Source organism: Streptomyces sp. CA-106110 (genome assembly GCF_050936285.1).
Classification (GTDB): Bacteria; Actinomycetota; Actinomycetes; order Streptomycetales; family Streptomycetaceae; genus Streptomyces.
In genome coordinates this window covers 11,132,797-11,147,589 of sequence record NZ_JBNJNB010000001.1, presented here as the reverse complement: position 1 = coordinate 11,147,589, position 14,793 = coordinate 11,132,797, and the positions used below count along the sequence as shown (strand labels likewise).

Below are 14,793 nucleotides of genomic sequence, written 5' to 3'. Positions count from 1 at the left end.
GACAAACAGCCAACGAAGCGAGAGAACTCAGATGACGAACAGCGTGGACAGCGTCTGGAGCGGCGGCGTAGAGCAAGAAGTGGTCGGTGCTGTCAGCGTCTTGACCATTCACAATGGCGAGCGGAACCTGCTGAACCCCGGCATCCTCACCGACATCCGCGCCCGACTGCAGGAGTGTGACGACAACCCGGACATCCGCGCTGTCCTGCTCACCGGGGCAGGTGAGACCTTCTGCGGCGGTCTCGACATCGCTCCCATCAAAGCGGGTGCGGATCCAGCTCTGTTCGGCAAGGCATTGATAGAGACCCTCCGGATCTTCCCTCGTCTGGGTCTGCCTGTCGCTGCCGCCGTCAACGGCGACGCGCTCGCCGGGGGCGCCTCGTTCGTCGCGGCCTGCGACTTCGCCGTCGCAGTGGACAGTGCGCGCATCGGCACGGTGGAGGTCAGCGCCGGGATGTGGCCGATGATCGCGCAAGTGCCCATCATTCATCGGCTCGGGCCGCGCCTGGCGATGGAGAACATAGGTTCCGGCGAGCCGTTCACCGCCCAGAGGGCCCGCGAGGTCGGCCTCGTGCAGGCCGTGGTGGAGGCCGGCCGAGTAACTGCGATCGCCCAGGAGTGGCTCGACAAAGCACTGAGGGCTGCTGACGCAGGTGCCCCTGGCCGTCGCTCCCTCTATGAGTTCGCATCGATGTCATACGACGACGCGTTCGACGCGTCGCTGGCACGTTTCATCGAACTCTTCGACCGCTGAACTCTTCACTGACCCTTGCACAGAGCAGTCCCAGATCTGCACCACGTGCTGATGGAGTCCATGGCCGACGGCCTCACCCACCTGATCTTGGACCGACCGCCTCGCCGGCGCCCGGGTGAACAGAGGGATACAGATCAGGCTGAGGCACCTGGGCTGCACTTCCCGCACCCAAGGCGTCCGGTCGGGGAGCGTCTCTGATTGGCTTAGCGAGCCTGAGCGTTGCTCAGCCTTGGGAGCCAATCGCCTTCGTGCCCTGGTACTGAACGACAGGAGCCGCCAGCCCGCGTGGCACGTCCCTCCGGACGCTGGTCGACCGGGCCGCAAGACCCGACCGAGGAGGGTGCCCGACGTCGCCTGGGCGCCGGACGTGCGCGTAGCACTCTGCCACAGGTTCACTACGCTTCGCTAATCCAACTGGTGAGCCTCCGCAAAAACCCGTTGGCGGACCACGGCGACCCCTGCTACTTTTCCGGAGGCCGTGCAACAAAACGAGGAGGTGGTACCCGTGAACGTATCGACATGGGTGCTCCCCTCCGGGGTCACGGTCGGGCGATAGGTCGTCCGGGAGCGCCGTTCAAGAGCCCTCCCGAAAGGCACGACCGTGCAATTCACTTCTGAACAGCGCCTCGACGACGGCGTTCTCGAGCGCGAATTCACCCTCGGCGAGATCCCCGGCACCCTGTGGACGCCTGGGTCCGCACCGGCCCCGCTGGTCCTGATGGCCCACAACAACGGCCTGCCCAAGGCGGAACCCCGGCTGGTGGCCCGGGCCCGGTACACCGCGGCGCGCGGCTACGCGGTGGCCACCATCGACGCCGCCGGGTGCGGTGACCGTCCCCGATCCGCCGCCGACGAGCAGGCCCGTGCCGACCTCCGGCGGGCGATGCAGGCCGGCGAGCCGGTCGACGAGATCTTGGAGTCCTTCATCGGCCCGCTGGTCGAAACCGCGGTCCCGGAATGGCAGACCACTCTGGACGCCCTCCTTGAGCTGCCCGCGATCGGCGGCCCGGTCGGGTACTCCGGGGGGTGGACCGCCCTCGGCATTCGGCTGGCGGTGGTCGAGCCGCGCATCGCGGCCGCAGGCTTCTTCGCCGGGGGGTACGTGCCCCGTGCCCAGCGCGAGGAGGCCCGGCAGGTCAGCATTCCGCTGCTGTTCTTGCTGCAGTGGGACGACGAAGGGAACCCCCGGCAACGGGCGCTGGACCTGTTCGACGCCTTCGGCAGCAAGGAGAAGACGCTGCACGCCAATCTGGGAGGGCACACCGGCACCCCGTCGTTCGAGCTGGAGGACGGGTGCCGGTTCTTGGACCGACACCTGAAGTGAGGCCGGGCTGTCTGGCGGGCAGCAGACGTTAGGCGGAGTCGGCCAGGATGCCGCTCATCGAGGAGGACAGGTCCCGGCCTTCTCCCTCGATGGCGATGGCCGGCAGATGCACAACCGCCCCGATCGCGGCGGTACCGGCCATCGGCGGTACCGGCCGGTCGGGGCGGCGCGTCTCCGGATTGACGTCGGTGAAGGTCCCGCTGGTGTTGGTGTGGTGATCCGTTCCAGGAGCCGACGGCCGACGTTTCCCGTCAGCTCTTCCAGATGGTCTTGAGGTTGCAGAACTCCCGGATGCCTTCCGCGGCGAGTTCGCGGCCGATGCCGGAGTCCTTCACGCCGCCGAACGGCAGCTCGGGGTAGGAGACGCTCATGCCGTTGACGAAGACGGCGCCGGCCTCGAGTCGGGTGATCAGGAACCGCTCCTCGTCCGGCTCAGTGGTCCACACCGAGGAGCTGAGGCCGAAGGTCGTGTCGTTGGCAAGCGCCGCGGCCTGCTCCACGTCGTCGACCCGGTGAACCACGGCCAGCGGGCCGAAGGCCTCCTCCCGGTACACCCGCATCTCGGCGGTGACCTCCTCCAGCACCGCCGGCTCGAAGAACCACCCCTCAGTACCGACCGCCGACCCACCGCACCGCAGGACGGCACCCTTCGCGACGGCGTCGTCGACCAGTTCGACGAGCTCGCGCCGACCGGACTCCGTGGCGATCGGCCCGATCTCGGTTCCCTCGTCGAGCGGGTCGCCGACCGTCAGCGCCTTTGTGCCGGCGACAAAGGCCTCGACGAACTCCTCGTACACGTCCGTGTGGACGATGAACCGCTTGGCCGCGATGCAGGACTGGCCGTTGTTGAGCGTGCGAGCCGCCACGGCCGTTCGGGCGGCCGCGCGGACATCGGCGGAGGGCAGCACGATGAACGGGTCGGACCCACCCAGCTCCAGGACGGCCTTCTTCACCTCTGAGCCCGCGACAGCTGCGATCGACCGCCCGGCCGGCTCGGAACCGGTCAGCGTCACGGCGGCGACGCGCCGGTCGCGGACGACTGCTTCGACGTCGGCTGAGCCGATGAGGAGCGTCTGGAACGACCCGGCGGGGAAGCCCGCTCGTTCGAAGAGCGTGTCGAGGTACATCGCGGACTGCGGCACGTTCGACGCGTGCTTGAGCAGGCCGACGTTGCCGGCCATCAGCGCGGGCGCAGCGAAGCGGATCACCTGCCACATCGGATAGTTCCACGGCATCACGGCAAGAACGACGCCCAGAGGCTCGTAGGAGGTGTAGGCAGCCGAAGCCCTTACCGTGCTCGGGTCGGCGAGCGGCTGGTCGGCCAACAGGCTTTCGGCGTTGTCGGCGTAGAACCGCATCGCCAGCGCGCACTTGAGGACCTCTGCGCGGGCCTGCGCGATCGGCTTGCCCATCTCGATCGTGAGCCGTCGCGCCGTGTGGGCTGCCTCGGCCTCGACCAGGTCTGCGGCTGCCCGCATCCACTGGGCGCGAGTGTCGAAGTCGGTTGCCCGCAGCGTCGCGGCCGCGGCCTCTGCTTGCGTCAGCCGCTGATCGACCTGTTCCTTCGTGAGTGAAGTGAACTCTTCGATGAGCTCACCGGTGGCGGGGTTGACAGTAGCGATGGGCACGGCGCTCTCCTCGTGGTGCGGGCATCCAATGAGGCTTGATTGGATCCATTATAGAGTCTTCAGAAATAACATGCCAGAGTATGCAGTGCAGGCGCCTCTTACTCACATCTAGTTGGATACATTCTGAACGCACGTGCCCGCCTGAGAACAGTTCGCGATGCGTTGAGAGAGCCGGCTGCGTACGTCGCATGCCTAGGGCAGGGACGGCCATCGCGGTGTCGGGCTCCTCGGCTGCGAGGCATCACCGGCGCTGCAACCCGTGGCTCTCAGGGACGACGTCCAAGGCGGACGCTCATCCGCGCGCCGCGCACCACCGGGCGGTCCGAAGCGCCGAGTCCGGCACGCGCGCCGGCATCCCATCCCCGAGACGGGCGTTCAGTCCCGACGCGGAGATCGCTCAATCGGTGGCCGGAAAAGTCAGGGGGAGCTTGAGAAGTCCGACGTCGGTCGGCATCGTCTTGGTACGGACGCCGTTGCGGGAGTCCCGCTGCCGCCGCCGGCCAGGTCGTACTTCTCGTGGCCGAGGTGGTCGATTATCTCGCCTTCCAAAGCGGACTCCAGCACCCGCTCGGCCGGCTGATGCAGGAGTCCGCCCCGCGTCACTGCTTTTCGACGAAGAGTTCGGGGTGAGCCGTGAGTTCGACCCTCGTGCGGCGGATGTGCCCCGTGAGGTACCGCTCACCGTCTTCAGGATCACGGCGCCGTACGGCGTCGAGGATCAGCCGGTGTTCGGCGTTGACGATCGTGGCCCGGTCAGGGTCCGCGAGCACCATGAACGCACGGCGATAGTGCTGGGTGGAGTTCCAGAGCCGCTCTGTCATGGCCAGCAGGTGGTCGCTGGGGCAACCCGCGTAGGTCGCCATGTGGAAGTCGCGGTCCAGGAGAAGGAACCGATTGACGTCGCTCTGGTTCTCGATCTCGTCCTGGATGTGCTCCAGGTGGGCGAGGTGGCGATCAGTGAGATGGGGAAGACTCTCGGCCAGAGTCAGCGGTTCGAGTCGCTCGCGCATCCGGTAGTACGTGTTCACGTCCTCGAGGCTGAGTACAGGAACCCGCGACCCTCGGTTGGGGAACGACTCGGTGAGACCCTCGGACTCCAGGATCCGCAGCGCTTCGCGGACCGGGATCCGGCTCGCGCCGAGGCGCTCCGCGAGTTCATCCTGGCGCAGCCACGTGCCGGGAGTCAGCTCGCCGGCGAGGATCTCCTCGCGGAGGATGCCGGCGATGCGCTGACTCCTGACGCTGTCCGACCCGCGCGGATCGCGAGCGTGCTCAGGAGTCAAGAGCGGTCACCTCTGAATTTTGACGGGTCGTGGTCGAAGGCCTTGCCGCCAGGATAGGACACGAGCTCGAACTGCATTCCCCACGGTGAGAGGAAGTAGACCCACCGCTGCCCCTCTGACGGTCCGGCGCTGACGGTCGGGTCGCCCAGCACGGGAATGTCCCTCGCCCTCAGGAACGACACGGCTTCGTCCAGGTCTTCGACGTACAGCGCGACATGGTGACCGCCGACGTCGCTGTTGCGCGGGACGACCTTCTTCTGCGCGTCCGCCTGGTACTCGAAGACCTCGAACACGGCCTGCTCGCCGCACCGGTAGAAGCGGAGTTGGCGCATGACTGTGCGCGCGTCCACGTTCAGGTGCTCCGTCATCCAGTCGTCTGCCCCGCTGAACGGGCCGAGCGAGTACAGGTACTCACAACCCAGGACGTCCACGAGCCACGTGTGCGCTTGGTCCAGGTCCGGCACGGTGAATCCGATGTGATCCAGGCGCACGAGGCCAGGTAGAGCCATGATCTTCCTCCTTTGGATACAAACGCATCCTCATGATGGCGCCAATGACGCCAGAAGTCGAGCAATCCCTTGTGATTGGATCCAACTATGTGACAGTGTGCGTTGCACTGTGGCCGATTGAAGGAGGCTCCCGATGCCTGCGGAACACCCACTCGAAGCGAACGCCGCGTGGTCGGAGTTCGTCGTCACCCAGGACGACTGGGACGCCGCGACTCCAGAACTCCTGACAGGCATGTTCAGCCAACTGGTGCTGATCCGGACCTTCGAGGAGTACGTCCTGGAGCTTGCCGCGGACGGGCTCATCCACGGCCCCGCGCACTCCAGCATCGGCCAGGAGGGCGGCGCGGTCGGCGCGTGCTTCGCCCTTACCTCAGAGGACACCGTGAACGGGTCGCATCGCGGCCATCACCAGTTCCTCGCCAAGGCGCTTGCCCATCTGTACCCAAAAGGCATAGATCCAACAAAACCGTTCCCTGAGGATGTACGGGCCGTACTCCTGCGCAGCCTGCGCGAAATCTGCGGACTGGACCAAGGCTTCAGCCACGGTCGAGGCGGCAGCATGCACCTCCAGTGGCACGAGGCCGGCGCCATCGGGACCAACGCGATCGTCGGCGGCGGGGTACCGCTCGCGGCCGGATCCGCGTGGGCCCACAAGCAGGCCGGCACTGACGCGGTGGCCTTCACGTTCTTCGGCGACGGCGCGATCAACATCGGATCCACGCTGGAGAGCTTCAATCTTGCGGCGGCGTGGTCGCTGCCCTTGTGCTTCTTCGTCGAGAACAACCTGTACGCCGTCTCCACCCACGTGTCCGAAGTCACCGCCGAGCCAAGGCTGTCCGGCCGCGGCCCGGGCTTCGGCATCCGGAGTTGGAAGGTCGACGGCATGGATCCGCTGGCCGTGTACCTCGTGACGCAGCAGGCCCTCGCCCATATGCGCAACGGCAACGGTCCGACCATGATCGAAGCCGATGTGTACCGCTACTTCCACCAGAACGGCCCCTTCCCCGGCTCGGCGTTCCGGTATCGCACCAAGGAAGAGGAAGCGCAGTGGCGTGGTCGGGATCCGATCGACACCATGGTGGGACACCTGGTGCGACGCAGAATCCTCACCAAGAAGGCGGTTGCGGAGACGATCAAGCACGCCAAGGCTCTGATGTCGGAACTCGGCGACGTCCTGCTGGAACCGCGGCCGGGCGGCAAACCCGGTGAGCGACGCATCCGGCCCTCGGAATGGCCGGACCCGGCGTTCGTCGACCAAGGCATCCGGGGCGACCTGTCGGAGCTGTCCGGCATCGAGTTCACCGACGCCGAGGACTTCGCCGACGGCTTGACCGATGTCAAGTTCATCGGCGCCGTCGCCGAAGTGATGGGACGCCGCCTGGAGACCGACCCGCGCGTCGTGGTGATGGGAGAGGACGTACACAAGCTCAACGGCGGCACCAACGGTGCCACCCGCGGCCTGAGCGAGGCGTTCCCCGACCGCGTACTCGGGACCCCGATCTCGGAGAACGCGTTCGCCGGCCTCGGCGGTGGTCTGGCTCTGGACGGCCGGTTCCGCCCGATCGTCGAGTTCATGTACGCCGACTTCATGTGGGTGGCGGCAGACCAGCTGTTCAACCAGATCGGAAAAGCCCGCCACATGTTCGGCGGTGAGGGCAAGGTGCCGTTCGTCCTGCGCAGCAAGGTCGCCACCGGTACGGGCTACGGATCGCAGCACTCGATGGACCCGGCCGGCATCTTCGCGACGGCACCGGGCTGGCGCATAGTCGCTCCGTCGACGCCGTTCGACTACGTCGGCCTGATGAACACGGCCCTGGCCTGTGATGACCCGGTCGTGGTCCTCGAGCACGTGGATCTGTACAACTCCACCGGGCCCGGACTGCCGGAGAACTACGACCACTACCTTCCCGTCGGCAAGGCAGCCGTACGCCGCGAAGGAGCGGCCCTCACCATCCTCACCTACCTGGCGATGACGCCCGCCGTTCTGGCCGCCGTCGAACAGACGGGAGTGGACGCCGAGGTCATCGACCTGCGCTGGCTGGACCGGGCCAGCCTGGACTGGGAGACGATCACCCAATCGGTGATGAAGACCAACAACGTGCTCATCGCCGAGCAGGGCGCCATCGGCACCTCCTACGGCGGCTGGCTCTCGGACGAGATCCAACGCCGGCTGTTCGACTGGCTCGACGCCCCGATCGAGCGCGTGACGGGTGGCGAGGCGTCGCCGAGCATCAGCAAGGTACTGGAGCGTGCCGCGTTCGCCTCCACGGAGGAAGTCGTCGCCAAGCTCCGCGAGATCACGCAGGGGCAGAACAATGGCTGAGATCATGCGCATGCCCGAGGTCGCCGCCAACACACCGGAGGCGATCCTGCAAGCCTGGAACGTCGGCTTGAACACCCCTTATGCAGCTGGCGACCCGATCGTCACGGTGGAGACCGAGAAAGCCGCGGTCGACGTGGAAGCCGAGAGCGATGGCGTACTCCTGCGCCTCCTGGTGGAAGCGGGCACGACAGTGGCGGTGGGTACACCGATCGCAGTCTGGGGGGCAAAGGACGAGTCGACGTCCGCGGTGGATGCCCTGGTGGCTTCGCTGGGTACCGGTGAAGCGCCGGCGACGGCGTCCACCACTTCGCCAACGGCGCCGGAAGAACCCGCGACGCCGGTGGGCACGGTCGCTCCGGCGCCCACGGTGGCGGCGCGGGACAACAGCGAGCGCATCTTCGCCAGCCCGCTGGCGCGACGTCTCGCGCGCGAACTCGGAGTCGATCTGAACGCCGTGGTGGGGAGCGGCCCGCACGGGCGAATCCGGCGCGCCGACATCGAGGCAGCCGCCGCCACGGTGGAGCCGGAGCAAACGTTGCCGGCCAATACCGGGGCAGAGATCCCGAGAAACGGGACTTCGGCGGTCGGGCCGCGATTCGTGGACGTGCCCAACACGCGGATGAGGACGGCAATCGCCCGGCGGCTGACGGAGAGCAAGCAGAACACGCCGCACTTCTATCTGCGCGCCAGCGCACGCGTCGACGCATTGCTTGAGCTGCGGAAACAGATCAACGCCGGCCAGGGCGTGAAGGTGTCGATCAACGACCTGCTCATCAAGGCGATCGCGTCCGCGCACATGAGCGTTCCCGCGATGAACGCACAGTGGAACGACACCTCGATCCGGCACTTCTCGGACGTCGACATCGCTGTGGCCGTCGCCACCGACGGCGGTTTGGTCACCCCGGTGGTCCGCGGCGTGGACTCCCTGTCGATGAGCGGCGTAGCCAAGGCGACGAAGGACCTGATCGCCCGTGCGAAGGAACGCCGGCTCCAGCAGGACGAACTGGAAGGAGGCACGATCACGATCACCAACCTCGGCATGTACGGCACCGAGGACTTCGCAGCGATCATCAACCCGCCGCAGGCCGCGATCCTGGCCGTCGGGGCCGTGCGGCAGGAGGCAGTCGTCGACGAGGGTGCGATCAACATCGCGTCCGTTCTGCGTCTGACCCTCGCCGTCGACCACCGGTCGGTGGACGGCGCCACTGCGGCCGAGTGGATGAAGGCGTTCGTGGACGTTCTCGAGCACCCGCTCCGGATCCTGCTCTGAGTACCGGCGAACTCGAAGCCGCGGAGCGCGCACCACGACCGAGACCACGATCGGCCTCGTGATCCTCGCCGCTGGATCAGGCGGCTACAGGGCCGCGCTGCGCGGTGTGGAGCCGGGCTTCGGCGGTGCCCTCGTCGAGGAGAGGTAGTTCACCACAGAGAAAAACGCCGGCCTCGCCCCGGCCGGTGCCGGCGGCTGATGCCCGGGGGTATGCAGCGGGTCGCCCACGACTGCGTACGCATGGGTACCACAACGCTGTTCACCCGGGCCCGGACAAGTCGTCGAGACTGTCCGGGAGCCGGTCAGCCAGGTGGGACCACCGGGCGTCAGCCGGGGTGCGGTGCACAGTCACCACACCAGCATGGCGTGGTCATCCTCTGGGCGTGGGGATGTACGTACGAGGGCGTTGTCAGTGGTGACAGGCAGGATGACGGACATGACGACACCCGTTGCGCAGATCGTGGATACCGCCGCCTACGTGCAGGCGGTAGCGGACGCAGTGAAGGCCGGGGCCGCTTACTACGCGGGCGGTACCTCGCCCCTGGATGACGAGGCATACGACCGGCTGGTGCGGGGGATCTCCGCGTGGGAGGCCGATCATCCCGACCAGGTGCTGCCCGACTCGCCGACCGGCAAGGTCGCCGGCGGCGCGGCCGAGGGCGACGTGCCGCACACAGTGGCGATGCTGAGCCTGGACAACGTGTTCTCGCCGGAGCAGTTCGCTGCCTGGACGGCCTCGCTGGCCCGAAGGATCGGCCATGAGGCGGAACGCTTCAGCGTCGAGCCGAAGCTCGACGGGCTTGCCATCGCCGCCCGCTACTCCCAGGGCCGGCTGGCCCGGCTGATCACCCGTGGCGACGGGACAGCCGGGGAGGACGTCTCACACGCGATAGGCACCATCGAGGGCCTCCCGGACGAGCTGGCCGAGCCGGTCACGCTGGAAGTACGGGGCGAAGTACTGATGACCACCGCCCAGTTCGAGCATGCCAACGAGGTGCGCACCGCACACGGCGGGCAGCCGTTCGCGAATCCGCGCAACGCCGCGGCAGGCACGCTGCGTGCCAAGGACCGTGCGTACACGGTGCCGATGACGTTCTTCGGCTACGGCCTGCTGCCGCTGCCCGACACCGGCGACGTCCTGGCCGAGCGGCTTACCACCCTCGCGCACAGTGAGCTGATGGCCCTGGCCGCCGAGCTCGGTGTGAACACGACCGCCACCACCCTGGTGCCTGGCGTCACGGCTACCACCGACGACGACGTGCTCACCCGCATCAAGGAGATCGCCGCGCTGCGCGCCGAGCTGCCATTCGGTATCGACGGCATCGTCATCAAGGCCGACCTCGCAGCCGATCAGCAGGCCGCGGGCTCCGGATCGCGGGCCCCGCGGTGGGCTATCGCCTACAAGCTGCCGGCCGTCGAGAAGATCACCCGGCTGCTCGAGGTGGAGTGGAACGTGGGCCGCACCGGCATCATCGCCCCACGCGGCGTCCTGGAACCGGTCGAGATCGACGGCTCCACCGTCACCTACGCCACGCTCCACAACCCGGCCGACATCACCCGCCGCGACCTGCGCCTGGGCGACCACGTCATGGTCCACCGCGCCGGCGACGTCATCCCCCGCATCGAGGCCCCGGTCGCCCACCTGCGCACCGGCGACGAGAAGCCGATCATCTTCCCGGAGGTGTGCCCACGCTGCGGCTCGGCCATCGACACCAGCCAGGAGCGCTGGCGGTGCGAGCAGGGCCGCAACTGCCACCTGGTCGCCTCCCTCACCTACGCCGCGGGCCGCGACCAGCTCGACATCGAAGGCCTGGGCGCCACCCGCGTCGTGCAGCTCGTCGAGGCCGACCTGGTCACCGATCTCGCCGACCTGTTCACCCTGACTCGCGACCAGCTTCTCGGGCTGGAACGGATGGGCGCCACGAGTACCGACAACCTGCTGGCCGCCCTGGCCGCGGCCAAGACGCGGCCGCTGTCGCGGGTGCTGTGCGCCCTTGGTGTTCGCGGCACGGGCCGCTCCATGTCCCGCCGCATCGCCCGACACTTCGCAACCATGGACAACATCCGTGCCGCGGACGCCGACGCCCTGCAGCTAGTCGAAGGCATCGGCGCCGAAAAGGCACCCGCCATCGTCGCCGAACTTGCCGAACTCGCCGGGCTGATCCACAAACTCGCAGCAGCCGGGGTGAACATGACCGAACCCGGCGCCACTCCCCCATCGGCAGCCGCCGACGACACCACCCGGACCGCCAAAGGCCCAGACGGCGTCCCGGCCGGCGGTCCGCTCGTCGGGATGACCGTCGTGGTCACCGGCGCAATGACCGGGCCGCTGGAGCCGCTCAGCCGCAATCAGATGAACGAACTCATCGAACGGGCCGGCGGCCGCTCCTCCTCCAGCGTGTCCAAGAAGACCACCCTGGTGGTCGCCGGCGAGAACGCCGGGTCCAAGCGCGCAAAAGCCGAAGAGCTCGGCGTCCGCCTCGCCACACCCGACGAATTCGCCGCGCTCGTCGCCGACTATCTCAACTGACACCGGCCGGTGGGCGGCCAAGAGTGTCGCCCTCCCGGCGCCTGCAGGTGCGGAAAGACGATCGGCGGCTCGGTAACCGCGTCCAGTCGGGGCACGAGGCGGGGGCGCTCCTGAAAGTGAGGGGGCCGCGGCGGTGGTTGGAGTCAACGGCCTCACACCCGTGAACATGCCCCAATGAGGCGGGCGATGCCCTTAGGTCATGGCGCAGAACGCGCCCGCGAAGTGCACCAGCGGCCGGGCTGCCACCTGGTGCTCGAAGTGTCGGGCGTCGCCGACGAAAATGGTGTGGTCCCCTCCGGGGAGTGCCACCGACACATCGCACACGACACAGGCGATGGCGTCCTTCAGCACCGGAACACCGTGCTCCTCGCTGACACTCACGCCTGCGAACTTGTCCTTCTTGGAGGTCGCGAAGTTCTTGGCGAGCGCTTGACTGCCTTCCCCAAGGATGTTGACGGCGAATCGTCCGTGCTCGGCGATCGCGCTACAGGTGAAGAGGTGGTTGCTGACGCAGATGATCAGCTGCATCGGGTCCATCGAAAGGGACGTGACGGCACTGACCGTTATGCCGATGGGAGCGTCCCCCGACCGGGTGGTGATGACACTGACCCCCGAGGCGAGTCGGCTCATCGTGGCCCGGAAGGCGTCCTTCATGTCAAGGGTTTCGGGCATCTCAAGGCTCTCGGACATCGGTAGACCTCCCTGAAGATTGATCTGAGCCCTGTGGCGAGTGAGTTGCAGCGTGCTCCAGTGCTCACTGATGACGGGGAAACTGATGTGATCCATGCAGCGAAGCGGGTATTGCGTGTTTCGAGTGGTGGCGGCGGGTCAATGCCTCAGCCGGCCCACCAGGTCCCTGATCTCTGTCGAGGGCTGTACGCTCCGGTCGGCCGGAAGCCTTGGCATTGGGAACCGCCTTTCACCACAGGCAACGCTCACCGGCGAGGGCTCAGCCCTGGTCGGGGGCGAGAACGAAGGTGTGCCGCAGCAGGGTGTACGGCTGGTCCGTGCGGTCGCTGTACGGTCCGGTTCCGGCTTCGTAGGAGGCGAAATCGGCCACGAGCGAGTCCTTGACGCCGAAGACCGGGTCCTGCTCCAGGTACGGGTCGTCGGAGGGAAACAGCATCGTCGTCACCCGCTGGAAGCCGGGCGCGTCGATGAGCACGTGGACATGAGCGGGACGCATCAAGGACCGGTCCGCGGCCCGCATGAGTTCGCCCACCGTTCCGTCCCCCGGAATCGGGTAGCTCGCCGGACGGATGGAACGAAAGGCGAAGACACCCTCGTCGTCACTCCGCAGCAGGGCACGCATCGCGGTCTCCTGCAGGCCCGGGACATCGACGTCGTAGTGGCCATCGGAGTCGCTGTGCCACACGTCGACAGCCGCGCCGGCGACCGGCTCGCCCTTGTGATCGGTCACCAGACCCTCGAAGAAGAGCGGGATACCTGTGAGGCCCGCGGAGATGTCAGCGGCGTGGGAGTGCTCCGGCCGATCCTCGCGGAAGTAGGGGCCGAGGACGCTGTTCTCGGTGGCCACGGACTCGCGCTGGTGGTTCAGCGCGTCCACCAGCATGGTGACGCCCAGGACATCGGAGAGCAGGATGAACTCCTGCCGCGTCGGGCTGCACAGGTGACCGGTGCGGGTGAGGAAGTCGATGCCGGTGGCCCACTCCTCCTCGGTCAGTGCGACTTCGCGGACGAAGGCATGGGCGTGACGGACGAGCGCCTCGAGAATCTTGGCCGTACGGGGGTCCTTGACGCCGTCCAAGGTGGCGATCACCTCATGGGTGATGGTTTCACTGTTGAGGTCACGCATGAAGGGGCTCCCTGGTCATGAAGTTGTTGTGGTGGAAAGCGCGCAGGAGAGGATCAGACTGCGGGGCGTTCGCCGGCCCACGCCCGGGTCAACAGCGCCCTGGCCGATGAGCGGTCCACCGGGCGCGGATTCCAGTAGGCGTTCTGGACGATCAGGTCGGCTGCTTGGTCGATCCCCGCTTCCGGCATGCCGAGGTCCCTCAGGGCGCGCGGGGCACCGAGTTCTCCGACGAAGTCGAAGAGAGCGGCCGCTGTACCGCCCTCGGAGCCGGGAAGCGTGCGTGCGACGCGCTCGACGGCATCGGGCGCGGCTGCCGCGTTGAAGGCGAGGACATGCGGAAGCACCACCGCGTGCGTCTCGGCATGGGGCAGATTGAACGTGCCACCCAGCACATGGCACACCTTGTGATGCACTGCCATCCCGACTGACCCGAGGCAGGTACCGGCCAGCCAAGCGCCGTACAGTGCCCCGGCGCGTGCCTCCGGGTCGTCCGGGCGCCGTACCACCGCGGGCAGGGAACGGATCAGTGCGTCGACCGCCTCACCGGCCATGAGGTTCGCGATGGGGTCGTGGTCCTGTCCGTAGAGCGCCTCCACCGCGTGCGCCAGGGCGTTGACGCCGCTGACCGCAGCCACGGCGGAAGGAAGCGTCAGCGTCAGGTCGACGTCGTACACCACGGTCCTGGGGAGGACCTCGGGCAGTCGTCGCGTGGTCTTGCGGCCGCCTTCGGTCTCCCCCAGGATCGGCGTCATCTCCGATCCCGCGTACGTCGTGGGCAGCGCCAGTTGCGGAAGTCCGGTCCTGGCCGCGATGGCCTTGCCGAGTCCGATCGTGGATCCTCCTCCGACGGTGAGCACGCCATCGGCCTTGACCGACTGAACGTACGTCACCGCCTTGTCCGTGACCTCGACCGGTGTGTGCATGGTCGCCTCGGTGAAGTGCCCGACCGTCGCTGCGCCCAGGAGGTCACCCATTTCGGCAGCCTGCTCCGCCTGGTTCGGGGTGGACAGCACCACCATGCGCTCGCAGCCCATGAGCACGACTTCGTCGGGGATACGGCTGCCTGTCCTCCTGCCGAACACCACTTTGGTGACTGGTCCCCGATGAACGAACGCTTTCATCCGAATTCCTCACTCTGACACCGACTCATGCCTTCCAGAAGCCGTAGCGTGGCGGGGCTCAGCGGTTCCTGTCCGCGTTCAGCGGCATCACACCCCACTTCCGACCCCGCGCCACCTGCTCACCGCCCCCGGCCACCGAGCCGCAATGACCATCCGCTTCGCCAACTGTGAGCAGATCAACGGCGCAGTCGGCCAGTCGGCCTGATCCAGAGCCAACGACCCAGGCCGGCCACGA

At 67.3% G+C, this 14,793-nt stretch carries 11 protein-coding genes and 2 pseudogenes; 6 read left to right on the top strand and 7 right to left on the bottom strand.

Going from position 1 to position 14,793, the window contains the following annotated elements; genetic code table 11:
• Window positions 1-31: 31 nt before the first annotated feature.
• Together ACQEXA_RS51395 and ACQEXA_RS51390 are read left to right on the top strand one after the other, a co-directional pair.
• Window positions 32-754: an enoyl-CoA hydratase/isomerase family protein gene (locus ACQEXA_RS51395; RefSeq protein ID WP_432922809.1), complete on the top strand. Its 723-nt coding sequence runs from the start codon at window positions 32-34 to the stop codon at window positions 752-754.
• A gap of 601 nt (window positions 755-1,355) precedes the next feature.
• The gene (locus ACQEXA_RS51390) at window positions 1,356-2,078 is read left to right on the top strand and encodes a dienelactone hydrolase family protein (RefSeq protein WP_432922812.1); all 723 of its coding nucleotides are present in this window, start codon (window positions 1,356-1,358) and stop codon (window positions 2,076-2,078) included.
• Between the two features lie 251 nt (window positions 2,079-2,329).
• Here ACQEXA_RS51390 and ACQEXA_RS51385 read toward each other — a convergent pair whose 3' ends face one another.
• The 4 genes and pseudogenes from ACQEXA_RS51385 to ACQEXA_RS51370 all read right to left on the bottom strand — a co-directional run bounded on the left by ACQEXA_RS51385 (window position 2,330) and on the right by ACQEXA_RS51370 (window position 5,498).
• Window positions 2,330-3,706, bottom strand: a complete 1,377-nt coding sequence (locus ACQEXA_RS51385) for an NADP-dependent succinic semialdehyde dehydrogenase (RefSeq protein ID WP_432922815.1) — start codon at window positions 3,704-3,706, stop codon at window positions 2,330-2,332.
• 436 nt (window positions 3,707-4,142) lie between these two features.
• A pseudogene (locus tag ACQEXA_RS51380) lies at window positions 4,143-4,300 on the bottom strand (transposase); the annotation flags it as partial.
• Window positions 4,301-4,305: 5 nt separating this feature from the next.
• On the bottom strand, window positions 4,306-4,989 hold the full coding sequence (locus ACQEXA_RS51375) for a GntR family transcriptional regulator (RefSeq protein ID WP_432922818.1): 684 nt from the start codon (window positions 4,987-4,989) through the stop codon (window positions 4,306-4,308).
• Entirely contained in the window at window positions 4,986-5,498 is a 513-nt protein-coding gene (locus ACQEXA_RS51370; RefSeq protein WP_432922821.1) for a VOC family protein, read from the bottom strand. The genes ACQEXA_RS51375 and ACQEXA_RS51370 overlap by 4 nt, the downstream gene beginning before the upstream one ends.
• A gap of 133 nt (window positions 5,499-5,631) precedes the next feature.
• On the opposite strand from ACQEXA_RS51370, the gene ACQEXA_RS51365 reads away from it, so the two are divergent.
• The 3 genes from ACQEXA_RS51365 (at window position 5,632) to ligA (ending at window position 11,621) form a co-directional block, all read left to right on the top strand.
• A complete protein-coding gene (locus ACQEXA_RS51365; protein WP_432922824.1) occupies window positions 5,632-7,821 on the top strand; it encodes an alpha-ketoacid dehydrogenase subunit alpha/beta in 2,190 nt (729 codons plus the stop codon).
• A gap of 10 nt (window positions 7,822-7,831) precedes the next feature.
• Entirely contained in the window at window positions 7,832-9,091 is a 1,260-nt protein-coding gene (locus ACQEXA_RS51360) for a dihydrolipoamide acetyltransferase family protein (protein WP_433133480.1), read from the top strand.
• A 436-nt stretch (window positions 9,092-9,527) separates the two neighbouring features.
• Window positions 9,528-11,621 carry an NAD-dependent DNA ligase LigA gene (ligA, locus tag ACQEXA_RS51355; protein ID WP_433133478.1) on the top strand — a complete coding sequence of 698 codons (2,094 nt, stop codon included), beginning with the start codon at window positions 9,528-9,530 and terminating at the stop codon, window positions 11,619-11,621.
• A 192-nt stretch (window positions 11,622-11,813) separates the two neighbouring features.
• Here the strand turns inward: ligA and ACQEXA_RS51350 are convergent, their stop codons facing one another.
• The 3 genes from ACQEXA_RS51350 to ACQEXA_RS51340 all read right to left on the bottom strand — a co-directional run bounded on the left by ACQEXA_RS51350 (window position 11,814) and on the right by ACQEXA_RS51340 (window position 14,558).
• Window positions 11,814-12,311 (bottom strand): flavin reductase family protein, encoded by a 498-nt coding sequence (locus ACQEXA_RS51350; RefSeq protein ID WP_432922836.1) that lies wholly within the window; start codon window positions 12,309-12,311, stop codon window positions 11,814-11,816.
• Window positions 12,312-12,570: 259 nt separating this feature from the next.
• A complete protein-coding gene (locus ACQEXA_RS51345) occupies window positions 12,571-13,437 on the bottom strand; it encodes a dioxygenase (protein WP_432922839.1) in 867 nt (288 codons plus the stop codon).
• A gap of 53 nt (window positions 13,438-13,490) precedes the next feature.
• Window positions 13,491-14,558, bottom strand: coding sequence for a maleylacetate reductase (locus ACQEXA_RS51340; protein WP_433133476.1), 1,068 nt, complete (start codon window positions 14,556-14,558; stop codon window positions 13,491-13,493).
• A gap of 50 nt (window positions 14,559-14,608) precedes the next feature.
• Here ACQEXA_RS51340 and ACQEXA_RS51335 point away from each other — a divergent pair.
• Window positions 14,609-14,763 (top strand): annotated as a pseudogene (locus ACQEXA_RS51335) (IS6 family transposase); the annotation flags it as partial.
• Between the last annotated feature and the right edge of the window lie 30 nt (window positions 14,764-14,793).

Bases quoted from the DNA above. Each gene is read 5' to 3' on its own strand.
- ACQEXA_RS51395 (WP_432922809.1), top strand. From the start codon at position 32: ATGACGAACAGCGTGGACAGCGTCTGGAGCGGCGGCGTAGAGCAAGAA.
- ACQEXA_RS51370 (WP_432922821.1), bottom strand. From the start codon at position 5,498: ATGGCTCTACCTGGCCTCGTGCGCCTGGATCACATCGGATTCACCGTG.
- ACQEXA_RS51365 (WP_432922824.1), top strand. From the start codon at position 5,632: ATGCCTGCGGAACACCCACTCGAAGCGAACGCCGCGTGGTCGGAGTTC.
- ACQEXA_RS51360 (WP_433133480.1), top strand. From the start codon at position 7,832: ATGCCCGAGGTCGCCGCCAACACACCGGAGGCGATCCTGCAAGCCTGG.
- ligA (WP_433133478.1), top strand. From the start codon at position 9,528: ATGACGACACCCGTTGCGCAGATCGTGGATACCGCCGCCTACGTGCAG.
- ACQEXA_RS51350 (WP_432922836.1), bottom strand. From the start codon at position 12,311: ATGTCCGAGAGCCTTGAGATGCCCGAAACCCTTGACATGAAGGACGCC.
- ACQEXA_RS51345 (WP_432922839.1), bottom strand. From the start codon at position 13,437: ATGCGTGACCTCAACAGTGAAACCATCACCCATGAGGTGATCGCCACC.
- ACQEXA_RS51340 (WP_433133476.1), bottom strand. From the start codon at position 14,558: ATGAAAGCGTTCGTTCATCGGGGACCAGTCACCAAAGTGGTGTTCGGC.